This window comes from Kitasatospora sp. NPDC057692 (genome assembly GCF_042799475.1).
In the GTDB taxonomy this organism is placed as follows: Bacteria; Actinomycetota; Actinomycetes; order Streptomycetales; family Streptomycetaceae; genus Kitasatospora.
Genome location: NZ_JBHVIV010000027.1, coordinates 69516 through 84310, shown reverse-complemented (window position 1 = coordinate 84310; position 14795 = coordinate 69516). Strand labels below are relative to the sequence as shown.

The 14795-nt window shown below is 73.1% G+C and carries 15 protein-coding genes; 2 read left to right on the top strand and 13 right to left on the bottom strand.

Going from position 1 to position 14795, the window contains the following annotated elements:
• Positions 1-103: 103 nt before the first annotated feature.
• The 13 genes from ACFVFS_RS17735 to ACFVFS_RS17675 form a co-directional block, all read right to left on the bottom strand.
• Positions 104-934, bottom strand: a complete 831-nt coding sequence (locus ACFVFS_RS17735; protein WP_380625080.1) for a MetQ/NlpA family ABC transporter substrate-binding protein — start codon at positions 932-934, stop codon at positions 104-106.
• 59 nt (positions 935-993) lie between these two features.
• Positions 994-1743 carry a methionine ABC transporter permease gene (locus ACFVFS_RS17730; RefSeq protein ID WP_380625078.1) on the bottom strand — a complete coding sequence of 250 codons (750 nt, stop codon included), beginning with the start codon at positions 1741-1743 and terminating at the stop codon, positions 994-996.
• Positions 1740-2780, bottom strand: coding sequence for a methionine ABC transporter ATP-binding protein (locus tag ACFVFS_RS17725; protein ID WP_380625076.1), 1041 nt, complete (start codon positions 2778-2780; stop codon positions 1740-1742). The genes ACFVFS_RS17730 and ACFVFS_RS17725 overlap by 4 nt, the downstream gene beginning before the upstream one ends.
• A 554-nt stretch (positions 2781-3334) precedes the next feature.
• Entirely contained in the window at positions 3335-3835 is a 501-nt protein-coding gene (locus ACFVFS_RS17720; RefSeq protein WP_380625075.1) for a GNAT family N-acetyltransferase, read from the bottom strand.
• A gap of 386 nt (positions 3836-4221) precedes the next feature.
• Positions 4222-4488 carry a hypothetical protein gene (locus tag ACFVFS_RS17715; RefSeq protein ID WP_380625073.1) on the bottom strand — a complete coding sequence of 89 codons (267 nt, stop codon included), beginning with the start codon at positions 4486-4488 and terminating at the stop codon, positions 4222-4224.
• A gap of 112 nt (positions 4489-4600) precedes the next feature.
• Positions 4601-6034: an argininosuccinate lyase gene (gene argH, locus ACFVFS_RS17710; protein WP_380625071.1), complete on the bottom strand. Its 1434-nt coding sequence runs from the start codon at positions 6032-6034 to the stop codon at positions 4601-4603.
• Between the two features lie 86 nt (positions 6035-6120).
• Positions 6121-7314 carry an argininosuccinate synthase gene (locus tag ACFVFS_RS17705; RefSeq protein WP_380625069.1) on the bottom strand — a complete coding sequence of 398 codons (1194 nt, stop codon included), beginning with the start codon at positions 7312-7314 and terminating at the stop codon, positions 6121-6123.
• Positions 7315-7465: 151 nt separating this feature from the next.
• A complete protein-coding gene (locus tag ACFVFS_RS17700) occupies positions 7466-8014 on the bottom strand; it encodes an arginine repressor (RefSeq protein WP_363558711.1) in 549 nt (182 codons plus the stop codon).
• A 17-nt stretch (positions 8015-8031) separates the two neighbouring features.
• On the bottom strand, positions 8032-9240 hold the full coding sequence (locus ACFVFS_RS17695; protein WP_380625066.1) for an acetylornithine transaminase: 1209 nt from the start codon (positions 9238-9240) through the stop codon (positions 8032-8034).
• Entirely contained in the window at positions 9237-10112 is an 876-nt protein-coding gene (gene argB, locus ACFVFS_RS17690; RefSeq protein ID WP_380625098.1) for an acetylglutamate kinase, read from the bottom strand. Before argB ends, ACFVFS_RS17695 begins: the two co-directional genes overlap by 4 nt.
• Before the next feature lie 86 nt (positions 10113-10198).
• A complete protein-coding gene (gene argJ / locus ACFVFS_RS17685; protein ID WP_380625064.1) occupies positions 10199-11371 on the bottom strand; it encodes a bifunctional glutamate N-acetyltransferase/amino-acid acetyltransferase ArgJ in 1173 nt (390 codons plus the stop codon).
• Complete coding sequence (argC, locus tag ACFVFS_RS17680; protein ID WP_380625062.1) at positions 11368-12396, bottom strand: N-acetyl-gamma-glutamyl-phosphate reductase; 1029 nt, start codon at positions 12394-12396, stop codon at positions 11368-11370. Before argC ends, argJ begins: the two co-directional genes overlap by 4 nt.
• Before the next feature lie 100 nt (positions 12397-12496).
• Positions 12497-13720 (bottom strand): methyltransferase, encoded by a 1224-nt coding sequence (locus ACFVFS_RS17675; protein WP_380625060.1) that lies wholly within the window; start codon positions 13718-13720, stop codon positions 12497-12499.
• Positions 13721-13867: 147 nt separating this feature from the next.
• Here ACFVFS_RS17675 and ACFVFS_RS17670 point away from each other — a divergent pair, with 147 nt between their 5' ends.
• Both ACFVFS_RS17670 and ACFVFS_RS17665 read left to right on the top strand, forming a co-directional pair.
• Positions 13868-14272, top strand: a complete 405-nt coding sequence (locus ACFVFS_RS17670) for a VOC family protein (RefSeq protein WP_380625058.1) — start codon at positions 13868-13870, stop codon at positions 14270-14272.
• 50 nt (positions 14273-14322) lie between these two features.
• Positions 14323-14697, top strand: a complete 375-nt coding sequence (locus ACFVFS_RS17665; RefSeq protein WP_380625056.1) for an RNA-binding S4 domain-containing protein — start codon at positions 14323-14325, stop codon at positions 14695-14697.
• Positions 14698-14795 lie beyond the last annotated feature (98 nt).

The window sequence follows — 14795 nt, the reverse complement described above, 5'->3', positions numbered from 1 at the left end:
TCGGACCGTCACTGGTGCATACTGCCCGACCGGGCCCCCGCCTGGTTGCGGCGGGGGCCCGGTGGTGTCCGGCGGGACGGGTCGGCGGCGCGGGTGGCGCGGATCAGAACGCCGGGATGACGGCGCCCTTGAAGGTGTCGTCGATGTACTTCTTCACCTCGGGCGAGTGGAGCAGCTCGGCCAGCTTCTTGACCCGGGGGTCGTTCTCCTTGCCCTGCTTGACGGCGAGGATGTTGGCGTACGGGTTGCCGTCGGCCTTCTCCAGGATCAGGGAGTCGCTGGTGGGCTTGAGGCCGGCGTCGATGGCGTAGTTGCCGTTGATGACGGCGGCGTCGAGGTCCTCGACGGAGCGGGGCAGCTGGGCGGCCTCCAGCTCCTTCCACTTGAGGTTCTTCGGGTTGCCGGTGACGTCGCCCGGGGTGGCGGCGGTGCCGACGCCGTCCTTGAGGGTGATGAGGTTGTTGTCGGCGAGCAGCTTGAGCGCGCGGCCCTCGTTGGTGGCGTCGTTGGGCAGGCCGATGGTGGCGCCGTCCTTGATGTCGCCGATGGCCTTGGCCTTCTTGGAGTAGAGGCCGAGGGGCTCCAGGTGGACCGTCCCGACGGAGACGATCTGGGTGTTGTGCTTCTTGTTGAAGTCCTCCAGGTACGGCACGTGCTGGAAGTAGTTGGCGTCGGCCGAGCCGTCCTGCACCGCGGTGTTGGGGGTCACGTAGTCGGTGACCTCCTTGATGGTGAGCTTGAGGCCGGCCTTGTCCGCGAGGTTGTCCTTGACGTACTTGAGGATCTGGCCGTGCGGGGTGGGGCTGGCGACGACGGTGAGCGGCGCGTTCGGGTCCGAGGCGGACTTCGAGTCGCCGTTGCTGCCGCAGGCCGCGAGGGAGAGGGCGATGCCGGCGGTGGCGAGGACGCTGGTGAACTTCAGGGCGTTGCGCACGAAAAGTGCCTTTCTGCGTGGTACCGGGGAGCCGGGTCCGGGTTCGGACGCCGGGAGGTCTAGGGGGCGACGAGTTCGTTCTCGTCGGCGGCGGTGCGGGCGGCGGGGACGCTGCCGCGCGGGCGCAGCAGGCGGGTCCGGCCGCCGCCGCGGCCGCGGTGGGCGAGGGAGCGGACGGCCCAGTCGCCGAGCAGCTGCACCAGGGTGACGATGATCACCAGTTCCGCGACGATGATCCACATGAAGGCGGTCTCGAAGCGGAAGTAGCCGTAGTTGATGGCGAGGGTGCCGAGGCCGCCGCCGCCGACCGCGCCGGCCATGGCGGAGTAGCTGATCAGCGTGATGATCGTGGTGGTGACGGAGGCGACGAGGCCGGGCAGGGCCTCGGGGATCAGCGTCTTGCGGACGATGGTCCAGGTGGAGCCGCCCATGGCCTGGACGGCCTCGACCAGGCCGCGGTCGACCTCGCGCACGGAGGTCTCGACGAGGCGGGCGAAGAAGGGGATCGCGCCGATGGTGAGCGGCACGGTCGCGGCCTGCCAGCCGATGGAGGTGCCGACCAGCCAGCGGGTGAAGGAGATCAGCGCGATCATCAGGATGATGAACGGCACCGAGCGGGCGATGTTGACGACGGCGCCGAGCACCTTGTTGACGGGCCGGTTCTGCAGCAGGCCGCCCTTGTCGGTGAGCACCAGCAGCACGCCGAGCGGCAGTCCGACCAGGACGGTGCCGACGGCGGCGGCGCCGACCATCTGGAGGGTCTCCCAGGTGGCGGGGCCCATCAGTTCCTGCATCTGGTCCCAGGTCATGCGGCCGCTCCGTTCGTCGTCGCGGTGCGGGCCGTGTCGAGGACGTCGACCTGGAGGCCCTGCTCGCGCAGGTAGCCGATGGGCACCACGTTGTCCTGGTGGCTGCCGGGCAGCTCGACCCGCATCCGGCCGACCATGCGTCCGGCGATGGTCTCGACGGCGGCACCGAGGATGTTGATGTCGATCTGGTAGGTGCGGGCGAGCTGGGAGACGAAGGGGTGGGCGGGGGCGTCGCCCTGGAAGGTGATCTCCAGCACGGTGGCGCCGGGCCGGCCGGTGCCGAACTCGCCGAGCGGGAAGAGCTCGCGGGCGAGCTCGGAGTCGGGCCGGGCGAGCAGGTCGGTGAGTGCGCCGGACTCGACGACCCGGCCGCCGCGCATCAGGGCGGCGGAGTCGCAGACCGACTTGATGACGTCCATCTCGTGGGTGATGAGCAGGACGGTGAGGCCGAGCTGCTGGTTGAGCTCGCGCAGCAGCTTGAGGATGGAGCGGGTGGTCTCGGGGTCGAGCGCCGAGGTGGCCTCGTCGGAGAGCAGCACCTTGGGGTCGCCGGCGAGGGCGCGGGCGATGCCGACGCGCTGCTTCTGGCCGCCGGAGAGCTGGCCGGGGTAGCTGCGGGCCTTGTCGGCGAGGCCGACGAGGTCGAGCAGTTCGGCGGCCTTGCGGCGGCGCTCGGTGCGGTCGAGGCCGATGATCTCCAGCGGGAGTTCGACGTTCTGCTGGACGGTCCGCGAGGAGAGCAGGTTGAAGTGCTGGAAGACCATGCCGATCCGGCGGCGGGCCTCGCGCAGCTCCTTGCCGGCCCGGTTCTCGCCGCCGGCGAGGGCGGTGAGTTCGAGGCCGTCCACGGTGACGGTGCCGGAGGTCGGCCGCTCCAGCATGTTCACGCAGCGGATGAGGGTGGACTTGCCGGCGCCGCTGGTGCCGACGACTCCGTAGACCTCGCCGGGGCGGACGTGGAGGTCGACGCCCGTGAGGGCGGTCACCTCGCGGCCGCGGGATCGGTAGACCTTGGTGAGGTCCGTGGTGGTGATCACAACTGCTTCCGTACGTCGGGGGCGGGCGGCGTGCGGCCGCCGGACCGCGGTGCGGTCGGCGACACGGACGGGGTCACGCCTGGGGATTCCGTCGCTGTCGTACCCCGGTCGTCGCCGCGGGGCGGCCGGGCCGTGCGCGGGCACGGCCCTGACGGGTCACCGGATCCGCGGGCGGGCGGACGGGCCGGAGGAGGGGGACGGCAGAGTGGGCGCGCTCACACGGACGGGAGCGGCGGCGGGTTCCTCGCTTCGGGGCGCGAGGGGAGGGCACTCTCAGCGGGTGCCGGGGGCGGTGGCCCTCAGCGGTGACACATTCGACGGCACATGGCACGCTCACCTGCCGGCAGGGTGCCGGTGGGGGTCCATTTCGTCGTCGCAGTCATGTGAGCCAGTAAAACAGATGCGCCGGGCGAACCCCAATTATTTCGCAGGGCTGTCCGGAATACGGACAGCGGTCTCTCTCACCTGCGGTGATACGGCTCGGCGCCGCCACCGTGGTCCGGATGGTGGCGGCGCCGACGAGGACCGGGACGGTCGGGCGTTCGGTCGGGCGTTCAGGCGGTGGCGGCGAGCGGGGCGGCGGCGGGCTTCTCCAGGTGCACCAGGGTGAGCCGGCCGCTGACCTGCTCGACGGTGGTCTCCCGGTAGCCCTGGCGGGCGTAGAGGCGCAGGTTGCCGAGGCTGCGGTGGCCGGTGAAGAGCCGGTAGGAGGTCACTGCGCCGTCCTCGGCGAGGCGCCGTTCGAGGGCTTCCAGCAGGCGGCCGCCGAGGCCGTGGCGCTGCATCCGGGGGTGGACGACCAGCCGCCCTATCCGGCCGACGCCGTCGGGGCCGACCTGGCCGCGGACGGTGCCGACGATCTCCTCGCCGAGGCGGGCGACCAGGACGTGCTGCTCGGTGAGCTCGGTGAGCAGGCTCTGCAGGGTCTGGGTCAGCGGCTCGATGGCCCAGTCCCCGTAGAGCTCGGCCTCGCTCTGGTAGCCGAGGTACTGGAGCTTGAGGATCTGCTCCGTGTCGTTCGTGTCGGCGGTAGAAATGATGACGCTCATGCCCATGTGCGGGGGCCTCCCCATCCTTGTGCCGGCGCGCGAACGTGAGGGTGTCGCACCGGATTCCCTGCCGGAGGTGTCTGGTCCCGGCCGGGGATCCGCCCAGACCGGGGTGGCGCACGAACGTACCGGCCCGCACGGCCCGGTGGGGCCGTGTCGGCGGCGGCGCGCTCACGGTCAGTATCGGGGCGTGCGCGTCACCGTCAAGAGCGGCGTTCGCCAGCGCCTTACCCGCGCGTCAGCTGCTCTCAACCTCGCGGCCGCCGGACGTGGCGAGGGTCACGCCCGGCGGCCGGGCGGCGCCGGGGGCCGACGTGGCGAGCGTCACGTCCGACCGGGTGAGGGGCGGCTCGGCGGCGGGGCGCGGGCGGGCAGCGGCACGGCGGAGCGGCTCAGGCGTAGCGCTCGGTGCGCAGCAGGGCGCGCAGGCAGGCCAGGCAGCGGGCTCGGGTGGGGCCGATCGAGCCGCGCGGCATGCCGAGGCGGTGGGAGAGCTCGCGGTAGGTCGGCGGCGGGTCCTCGGCGAGGGCGGCGACCAGTTGCGGGCAGCGTCCGGGCAGGGCGGCGACGGCCTCGCGCAGGTGGCGGCGGCGCAGGCCGGCGAGGACCTCGTCCTCGGCGGACGGGTGGGACGGCAGGGGCGGGAGGTCGGTGCGCATACCGTGGTTGACCGGGCGGGGGCGGTGCCGGTTACGGCCGTGCGGTGGCGTGCGCGCGGGAGGGGCGCGACGGTGTTCCCGCCGCGCCCCTCCCCCGGGTGGTGGGCTCCGGTCAGCCGGTCGCCCACTCCTGCTGGACGGCGAGGTCGGCCTTGACCTCGGCGAGCTGGACGGCGACGGCGTCGGGGGCGGTGCCGCCGCGGCCGTTGCGGGAGGCGATGGCGCCGTGGACGCTGAGCACGGTCCGGACCTCGGGGGTGAGGTGCTCGGAGATGGCGGCGAACTGGGCGTCCGTCAGGTCGGCGAGTTCGATGCCGTGGGCCTCGCACTCCTTGACGCAGGCACCGGCGACCTCGTGGGCGACGCGGAACGGCACGCCCTGCTTGACGAGCCACTCGGCGATGTCGGTGGCGAGGGAGAAGCCGGCCGGGGCGAGCTCCTCGAGGCGCTCGCGGTGGACGGTGAGGGTGGCCATCATGCCGGTGAAGGCGGGCAGCAGGACCTCAAGGGTGTCGCAGGAGTCGAAGACCGGCTCCTTGTCCTCCTGCAGGTCGCGGTTGTAGGCGAGCGGGAGGGCCTTGAGGGTGGCGAGCAGGCCGGTGAGGTTGCCGATGAGCCGGCCGGACTTGCCGCGGGCGAGTTCGGCGATGTCGGGGTTCTTCTTCTGCGGCATGATCGACGAGCCGGTGGAGAACGCGTCGTGCAGCGTGATGAAGCCGAACTCCTTGGTGTTCCAGATGATCACCTCCTCCGCGATGCGGGAGAGGTTGATCCCGATCATCGCGGTGACGAAGGCGAATTCGGCGACGAAGTCGCGCGAGGCGGTGCCGTCGATGGAGTTGCCGACTGAGCCGCCCTCGAAGCCGAGGTCGGCGGCGACGGCCTGCGGGTCGAGGCCGAGCGAGGAGCCGGCCAGGGCCCCGGAGCCGTAGGGGGAGACGGCGGTGCGGGCGTCCCACTGGCGCAGCCGCTCGGCGTCCCGGCCGAGGGCCTGCACGTGCGCGAGGACGTGGTGGGCGAAGAGCACGGGCTGGGCGTGCTGGAGGTGGGTGCGGCCCGGCATGGCGGTGTCCGGGTGGGCCTCGGCGAGGCCGACCAGGGCGTGCTGGAGGTCGAGCAGCAGGGTGCCGATGGTCTTCGCGTGGTCCCGCAGGTACATCCGGAAGAGGGTGGCGATCTGGTCGTTGCGGGAGCGGCCGGCCCGCAGCTTGCCGCCGAGGTCCGGGCCGAGGCGCTCCAGCAGGCCGCGCTCCAGGGCGGTGTGGACGTCCTCGTCGGCGATGGTGCCGGTGAAGGTGCCGGCCTCGACGTCGGCGAGCAGCCGGTCGAGTCCGTCGTGCATGGCGGCGAGCTCGTCGTCGGTGAGCAGGCCGGCCTTGTGCAGGACGCGGGCGTGGGCCTTGGATCCGGCGATGTCGTAGGGGGCGAGGCGCCAGTCGAAGTGCACCGAGGCCGAGAGCCTGGCGAGGGCCTCGGACGGGCCGTCGGCGAAGCGGGCGCCCCAGAGGCGGACGTCGCCACCGGAGGCGGTCTGGTCGGCGGACATCGCTGGCTCCTTGCTGACGTGCGGGAAGAGGGAGGGGGTGGCCCCGGCCGGCCCCGCGGGGGGGTGCGGCCGGGGCCGGGGGCCGATCAGCCCAGGTCGCGCCGGGCGGCGATCTTCGAGGAGAGGCCGAAGATCTCGATGAAGCCCTTGGACATCGACTGGTCGAAGGTGTCGCCGGTGTCGTAGGTGGCGAGGTTGAAGTCGTACAGCGACTGGTCGGACTTGCGGCCGTTGACGACGGCCCGGCCGCCCTGGAGGACCATCCGGATGTCGCCGGAGACGTGCTGGTTGGCCTCGTTGACGAAGCCGTCCAGGGCGCGCTTGAGCGGGGAGAACCACAGGCCGTCGTAGACCAGCTCGGCCCAGCGCTGCTCGACCTGCCGCTTGTAGCGGGCGAGCTCGCGCTCGACGGTGACGTTCTCCAGCGCCTGGTGGGCGGTGATCAGCGCGATCGCGCCGGGGGCCTCGTAGATCTCCCGGGACTTGATGCCGACCAGCCGGTCCTCGACCATGTCGAGGCGGCCGATGCCGTGGGCGCCGGCCCGCCGGTTGAGCTCCTCGATGGCCTGCAGGACGGTGACCTTGCGGCCGTCGATGGCGACCGGGACGCCGGCGTCGAAGGTGATGACCACCTCGTCGGCCTCGCGCGGGGTGGCGGGGTTCTGGGTGTACTCGTAGACGTCCTCGATCGGGGCGTTCCAGATGTCCTCCAGGAAGCCGGTCTCGACGGCCCGCCCGAAGACGTTCTGGTCGATCGAGTACGGGGACTTCTTGGTGGTGGCGATCGGCAGGCCCTTGGCCTCCGCGAAGGCGATGGCCTTGTCGCGGGTCATCGCGTAGTCGCGGACCGGGGCGATGCACTTGAGGCCCGGGGCGAGGGAGTTGATGCCGACCTCGAAGCGGACCTGGTCGTTGCCCTTGCCGGTGCAGCCGTGGGCGACGGTGGTGGCGCCGTGCTTCTGCGCGGCGGCGACCAGGTGCTTGACGATGACGGGCCGCGAGAGGGCGGACACCAGCGGGTACTCGCCCTGGTAGAGGGCGTTGGCCTTGAGGGCCGGCAGGCAGTACTCGTCGGCGAACTCGTCGCGGGCGTCGGCGACCTCGGCCTCGACGGCACCGCAGTCCAGCGCCCGCTGGCGGATGACGTCCAGGTCCTCGCCGCCCTGGCCGACGTCGACGGCGACGGCGATGACCTCGGCGCCCGTCTCCTCGGCGATCCAGCCGATGCAGACGGACGTGTCCAGACCGCCCGAGTAGGCGAGTACGACGCGCTCGGTCACGGCTTTCTCCTTCACAACTGTGCGAACAGGCTTACGGCGATAGGCATAAGTATGCACTACTCCGTATGAAACTCAAAACGCGCCGGCCGGGCGGGTTCCGGATACGCCTGTGGGCCCGGTCGGAACCGGGCCCACAGGGGTGGAGCGGGGGCTACTGCGCCTTGGCCTGGGCGAGCTGCATGAGGTGGTCGGCGAGGGCCTGGCCGCCGGAGGGGTCGCGGCTGATCAGCAGGACGGTGTCGTCCCCGGCGATGGTGCCGATGATCTCGAACACCTCCGCCTGGTCGATCGCCGAGGCCAGGAACTGCGCCGCGCCCGGCGGCGTGCGCAGCACGACCAGGTTGCCGGAGGCGGTGGCGGAGACCATGAGCTCGCCGGCCAGCCGGGCCATCCGGCCCTCGGTGGCGGACTCCCCCATCGGCGCGCGCGGGGTGCGGTCGCCGCCCTCGGCCGGGACGGCGTAGATGAGCGCGCCGTCCCGGTTGCGGATCTTCACCGCGCCCAGCTCGTCCAGGTCCCGGGAGAGGGTGGCCTGGGTGACCACGAGTCCGTCGTCGGCGAGCAGCTTGGCGAGCTGGCTCTGCGAGCGCACGGGCTGGCGGGTGAGCAGGTCCACGATCCGCCGGTGGCGCGCGGTGCGGGTCTGCGGGACCTGCGGCGTCGGGCCGGCGGCGGGCTGCCCGGAGTTGGGTACGGTCATGTGATGATTCTCCCGGACTACGCGCGGTTCGCATCGTCCGGGGCGTCCTCGCGGACGGCCCGCAGCACGGCCGGCAGCGCCGCCAGGAACGCGTCGGCCTCCTGCTCGGTGAGCACCAGCGGCGGCGCGAGCCGCACCGCGTCCGGCACGGCGGCGTTCACCAGGAAGCCGGCCTCCTGCAGGCCCGCCTGGACCTTCGCCGACACCGGCGCGGTGAGCACGATGCCCAGCAGCATCCCGGCCCCGCGCACGTGCGAGACCAGCGGGTCCTCCAGCGCCTCCACACCGTGCCGCAGCCGCTCGCCGATCTTGCGGGCGTGCTCCAGCAGGCCCTGCGACTCGATGGTGTCGAGCACCGCGAGACCGGCCGCCGCGGCCACCGGGTTGCCGCCGAAGGTGGTGCCGTGCTGGCCCGGGGTGAGCAGCTCGGCGGCCGGGCCGAAGGCCAGCACCGCACCCATCGGCAGGCCGCCGCCGAGCGCCTTGGCGAGGGTGACGACGTCCGGCTCGATGCCCTCGAACGCCTGGTGGGCGAACCAGTGGCCGGTGCGGCCGACGCCGGTCTGGATCTCGTCCAGGACCAGCAGGGTGCCGGTGGCGCGGGTGATCTCGCGGGCGGCGGCCAGGTAGCCGTCGGGCAGCGGGATCGCGCCGTTCTCGCCCTGGATCGGCTCCAGGAAGACGGCGGCGGTCCCGGTCGTGACGGCCGCGCGCAGCGCCTCGACGTCGCCGAACGGGACGTGCGTGACGTCGCCGGGCAGCGGGCGGAACGGCTCCTGCTTGGCGGGCTGGCCGGTGAGCGCGAGGGCGCCCATGGTGCGGCCGTGGAAGCCGCCCTCCAGGGCGACCAGGTGGGTGCGGCCGGTGCGGCGGCTGATCTTGAAGGCGGCCTCGTTGGCCTCGGCGCCGGAGTTGCAGAAGAACACCCGCCCCGCGCGGCCGTCCAGCCGCAGCAGCCGCTCGGCGAGGGCGACGGTGGGCTCGGCGATGAACAGGTTGGAGACGTGGCCGAGGGTGGCGATCTGCCGGCTGACGGCCTCGACGACCGCCGGGTGCGCGGTGCCGAGGGCGTTGACGGCGATGCCGCCGAGCAGGTCGGTGTACGCCTTGCCGTCGGCGTCCCAGAGCGTGCTGCCCTCGCCGCGGACCAGCGGGATCCGCGGGGTGCCGTAGTTGTCGGTGAAGGAGTGCTGCCACCGCTCGGTGAGCTGGGCGTTGGAAGTCATGCGAGTCCCCCGGTCACGGTCGGTTCGTCGTCGGGCACGACCATCGTGCCGATGCCCTCGTCGGTGAAGATCTCCAGCAGCAGGCTGTGCGGCACCCGGCCGTCCAGCACGCGGGCGGTGCCGACGCCGGAGCGCACGGCGCGCAGGCAGCCCTCCATCTTGGGCAGCATCCCGCTGGCCAGGGTGGGCAGCAGCTCGTCCAGCTCGGAGGCGTTGAGCTGGCTGATCACGTCGTCGGAGTCCGGCCAGTTCTTGTAGAGGCCCTCGACGTCGGTGAGGACGACGAGCATCTCGGCGCCGAGCGCCACCGCGAGGGCGGCGGCGGCGGTGTCGGCGTTGATGTTGTAGACGTGGCCGTCGGTGCCGCGGGCGATCGAGGAGACCACCGGGATGCGGCCGTCGGCGATGAGCCCCTTCACCGCGCCGGCCTCGATGTTGACGATGTCGCCGACCAGGCCGATGTCGACCTGCTCGCCGTCGACCACCGCGTACCGCTTGACGGCGGTCATGGTGTGGGCGTCCTCGCCGGTCAGGCCCACCGCGAACGGACCGTGCTCGTTGAGCAGGCCGACGAGTTCGCGCTGCACCTGGCCGGCGAGCACCATCCGGACCACGTCCATGGTCTCGGGGGTGGTGACCCGCAGGCCGTTGGTGAACGAGGACTCCAGGCCGAGCCGGTCGAGCTGGGCGCTGATCTGCGGGCCGCCGCCGTGCACCACGACGGGGTGCAGGCCGGCGAAGCGCAGGAAGACGACGTCCTTGGCAAAGGCGGCCTTGAGCTCCTCGTCGACCATGGCGTTGCCGCCGAACTTGATCACGACGGTCTTGCCGTGGAAGCGCTCCAGCCACGGCAGGGCCTCGATGAGCGTCATGGCCTTGGGCAACGCGGTGTTGTTCCGGGCCTGTTCGCCCTTGGGTGCGATCTGCACTGTTCTGCTTCCCGGCTCGATGGCGGCTGTCAGGTGGAGTAGGCGCTGTTCTCGTGCACGTAGTCGGCGGTGAGGTCGTTGGTCCACAGGCTGGCGGCGGCCTCTCCGGCGTTGAGCCGCGCGGTGATGACGACCTCGCGGCCGGTCATGTCGACCAGGTCGCGGTCCTCCCCCACGCTGCCGTCCCGGCAGACCCAGACGCCGTTGATGGCGACGTCCAGGCGGTCGGGGTCGAAGGCGGCGCCGGTGGTGCCGATCGCGGCCAGCACCCGGCCCCAGTTGGGGTCCTCGCCGTGGATGGCGCACTTGAGCAGGTTGTTGCGGCCGATCACCCGGGCGACCTCGACGGCCTCCTCCTCGGTGGCGGCGGCGGTGACGTCGATCCGGATGTCCTTGCTCGCGCCCTCGGCGTCGCCGATCAGCTGGCGGGCCAGGTCGGCGCAGACGGTGCGCACGGCCTCGTCGAACTCGGCCCGGTCCGGGACGGTGCCGGAGGCGCCGGAGGCGAGCAGCAGCACGGTGTCGTTGGTGGACATGCAGCCGTCGGAGTCGATCCGGTCGAAGGTGGTGCGGGTGGCGCCGCGCAGCGCGGCGTCCAGGGCGGCGGCGTCCGCGTCGGCGTCGGTGGTGAGCACGACCAGCATGGTGGCCAGGCTCGGGGCGAGCATGCCGGCGCCCTTGGCCATGCCGCCGACCGTCCAGCCGGCCGGGCTGGTGACCTGCGCGGTCTTGTGCACGGTGTCGGTGGTCTTGATGGCGATCGCGGCCTGCTCGCCGCCGGTGGCGCTGAGCGCGGCGGCGGCGGTGGTGACGCCGGGCAGCAGGATGTCCATCGGCAGCCGCACGCCGATCAGGCCGGTGGAGGCGACGGCGACCTCGCCGGCGTTGAGCTTCAGCTCCTCGGCGACCTTCTCGGCGGTGGCGTGGGTGTCCTGGAAGCCGAGCGGGCCGGTGCAGGCGTTGGCCCCGCCGGAGTTGAGGACGACGGCGGAGACCGCGCCGCCCTTGAGGACCTGCTCGGACCAGAGCACGGGCGCGGCCTTGACCCGGTTGGCGGTGAAGACGCCGGCGGCGGCCAGCGAGGGCCCGTCGTTGACCACGAGCGCGAGGTCCGGGGTCCCGGAGGCCTTGATGCCGGCGGTGACGCCGGCGGCCCGGAAGCCCCGGGCGGCGGTGACGCCGACGTTCTGGTGGTCGGTCACGGTGCGACTCCGTTCACGGGAAGGCCCAGCTCCTCGGGCAGGCCGAGGGCGATGTTCATGCTCTGCACCGCGCCGCCGGCGGTGCCCTTGACCAGGTTGTCGATCGCGCTGATCGCCACGATCCGCCCGGCGGCCGCGTCCAGGGCGACCTGCACCAGGGCGGCGTTGGAGCCGTAGACGCTGCTGGTCTGCGGCCACTGGCCCTCGGGCAGCAGGTGCACGAACGGCTCGTCGGCGAACGCCTCGGCGTAGGCGGCCCGCAGCTCCTCGGCGCCCACCCCGGGCTTCGCCTTGGCGGAGCAGGTGGCGAGGATGCCGCGCGGCATCGGGACCAGGGTGGGGGTGAAGGAGACGGTGACCGGCTCGCCCGCGAGCGGGGTGAGGTTCTGGGACATCTCCGGGGTGTGCCGGTGGACGCCGCCGACGCCGTAGGCGCTGACGCTGCCCATCACCTCGCTGCCGAGCAGGTGGGTCCTGGCGGCCTTGCCGGCGCCGGAGGTGCCGGAGGCGGCCACCACCACCGCCTCGGGCTCGGCCAGGCCCGCCGCGTAGGCGGGGAACAGCGCGAGCGAGACGGCCGTCGGGTAGCAGCCGGGGACGGCGATCCGGTTGCCGCCCTTGAGCGCGGCGCGGTGGCCGGGCAGCTCGGGCAGGCCGTAGGGCCAGGTGCCGGCGTGCGGGGAGCCGTAGAACTGCTCCCAGTCGGCGGCGGCCTTGAGCCGGAAGTCGGCGCCGCAGTCGACGACCAGCACGTTCTCGCCGAGCGCCTCGGCGACGGCGGCGGACTGGCCGTGCGGCAGCGCGAGGAACACCACGTCGTGGTCGGCCAGCACCTCCGGCGTGGTCGGCTCCAGGACCCGCTCGGCCAGCGGCAGCAGGTGCGGCTGCAGCAGCCCCAGTCGGGTGCCCGCGTTCGAGCCGCCGGTCAGCGCCCCGATCTCCACCTCCGGGTGGCCGAGCAGCAGGCGCAGCACCTCACCGCCCGCGTATCCGCTCGCGCCGGCGACGGCGACTCGCAATGCCATGGCGTTCCTCCTTCGTCTTGGCATGAATATACGCAGCACGGAACATTCATGCAAGGAGTATGCGAAGGGCCGCCCGCCGGGAGCCGACCCGCCGGGGCGCTCAGCGCTTGACGGCCTTGAGCACCACGAACTTCGGATTGCCCGCGACCGTCCGGCAGTTGCCGAACAGCCGGCGGAGCTTGACGTGGTAGCCGAGGTGGCGGTTGCCGACCACCCACAGTTCGCCGCCGGGGCGCAGCGCGCGGCGGGCGCCGGTGAACATCCGCCAGGCGGTGGCGTCGGTGGTGGCCTGGTGGGAGTGGAACGGCGGGTTGTTGAGGACGAGGTCCACCGAACCGGCCGGCACGCCCGCGTCGGCGAGCGCGTCGGCGGTGCGGAACTCGGCGGGGGCGTCCGGGCCGAGGTTGGCGCGGAAGGTCTCCTCGGCGGAGGCGACCGCCTGGTGGGACTCGTCGACGAAGACCAGCTCGGCGCCGGGGGCGGCCAGGGCGGCGGCGGTGCCGACCACGCCGTTGCCGCAGCCGAGGTCGACGATCCGGGTGCCGGGGGCGGCGGTGGGCAGGTGGGCGAGCAGGAAGCGGGTGCCGATGTCGAGGCGGTCGGCGCAGAAGGTGCCCGCGTGGTTGACCACGGTGCGGCCCGAGGCGGGGCCGATGTCGCCGGGCAGGGCGTAGCGGTGCGGCCAGGGGTTGGGGCCGGGGTCGAGCGCCCGGTCGGGGGTGCAGAGGATCAGCCGGGCCTTGCGGACGGCGAGCGAGGTGCGGGTGGGGCCGAGGATCCGCTCGAAGAGCTGGAGGGTGGAGGTGTGGATCTCGGTGGTCATGCCGGTGCCGAGGACGACGGTGTCCGGGTGGAGCGCCGGGGCGAGCCGGTGCAGCTGGTCCTCCAGCAGGGCGAGGCTCTTGGGGACGCGCACCAGCAGGACGTCGGTCCGCTCGGGCGGGGTGTCGCGGGTGGTGATCAGGCGAGCGGCGGCGGGGTCGGCGCCGGCCCGGGCGAGGTTGGCCTCCGTGGCGCGCTGGGCCAGGTGCGAGTCGCTGATCTGGGCGATCCGGGCGGGCGCGTGCTCGGCGGGCGCGGTGGCGAGGGCGGTGGTCAGCGCGCCCCAGCGGTCGCCGAGGACGGTGACGGCGCGGCCGGCCAGGGCGGTGGCCCGGCCGTCGGCGGAGTCGGCCTCGCCGGACAGGTGCCTCAGCAGGTACTCGTCGGCGGCGTCCCAGGCGCGCAGCCGCTCGCGCGGGTCCTCGGGGTGGCGGGTGAGGACGAGGGCGCCCCACGGGGTCGGGAAGGGGGTCGCGGCGGCGGTGGTGGCGAGGTCGTTCATCGCCGCCCAGGCTAGCCGACCGGCACCCGGGCGCCGACTGGCGGCCGCGCCCCCGTCGGCGGCCCCGGTCGGCGGCCCTGTTCGGCGGCCGAGCGCGGGCCGGGGTGGCGGCCGATACTGGGAGGGCCCGACGGAAGGGGCACAGCCATGGACTGGAAGCTCGAAGTGGTGGTGGTCCCGGTGACGGACGTCGACCGGGCGAAGGTCTTCTACGAGGAGCAGGCCGGTTTCACCGTCGACCACGACAGCCGGATCCGGGACGGCGTGCGGGTGGTGCAGCTGACACCGCCCGGCTCCCGCTGCTCGATCGTGGTGGGCACGGGGCTGACGGACGCGCCGGCCGGCTCGTTGAAGGGCCTGCAGCTGGTGGTGCCGGACATCGACCGGGCGCACGCGGAGCTGGTGGCGCGGGGCGTGGAGGTGAGCCCGGTGCAGCACTTCGAGGACGGGGACCGGGTGGACGGGCGGGGCGAGCTGTGGAACTCGTTCGTCTTCTTCAGCGATCCGGACGGCAACGGCTGGGCCGTCCAGGAGGCGCCCGGCCGGCGCTGAGCGTCGGTGAGCGGGGCCGGGCGGCGCCGGCCGGGGCTTAGGCTCGGAGGATGGTCGAAGACGAGGGAAGCGTCCGGGTGGACAGCTGGATCTGGTCGGTGCGGCTGGCCAAGACGCGGTCGGCCGCGGCGGCCGCCTGCAAGGCCGGGCACGTGCGGGTCAACGGCGAGCGGGCGAAGCCGGCGCAGGCGCTGAAGCCGGGCGACGAGGTCCGGGTTCGGGTGGAGGGCTGGGAGCGGGTCGTCGTGGTGACGAAGCTGATCCGCAAGCGGGTCGGCGCGGGGGTCGCGGCGGAGTGCCTGGTGGACAACAGCCCGCCGCGCCCGGCGCGCGAGTTCGTCGCCGCGCCCGGTGTGCGGGACCGGGGCGCCGGGCGGCCGACCAAGCGCGACCGCCGGGAGATGGACGGGCTGCGCGGCCGGTGAACCGTCCGGCGGGACGTCACGCAAGGCCACGGCAGGTTCCTGCCGAATTGGTCTCGACCATTGCCCCGGATCCGGGAAGCGGAGGAGGCTCACTCCGA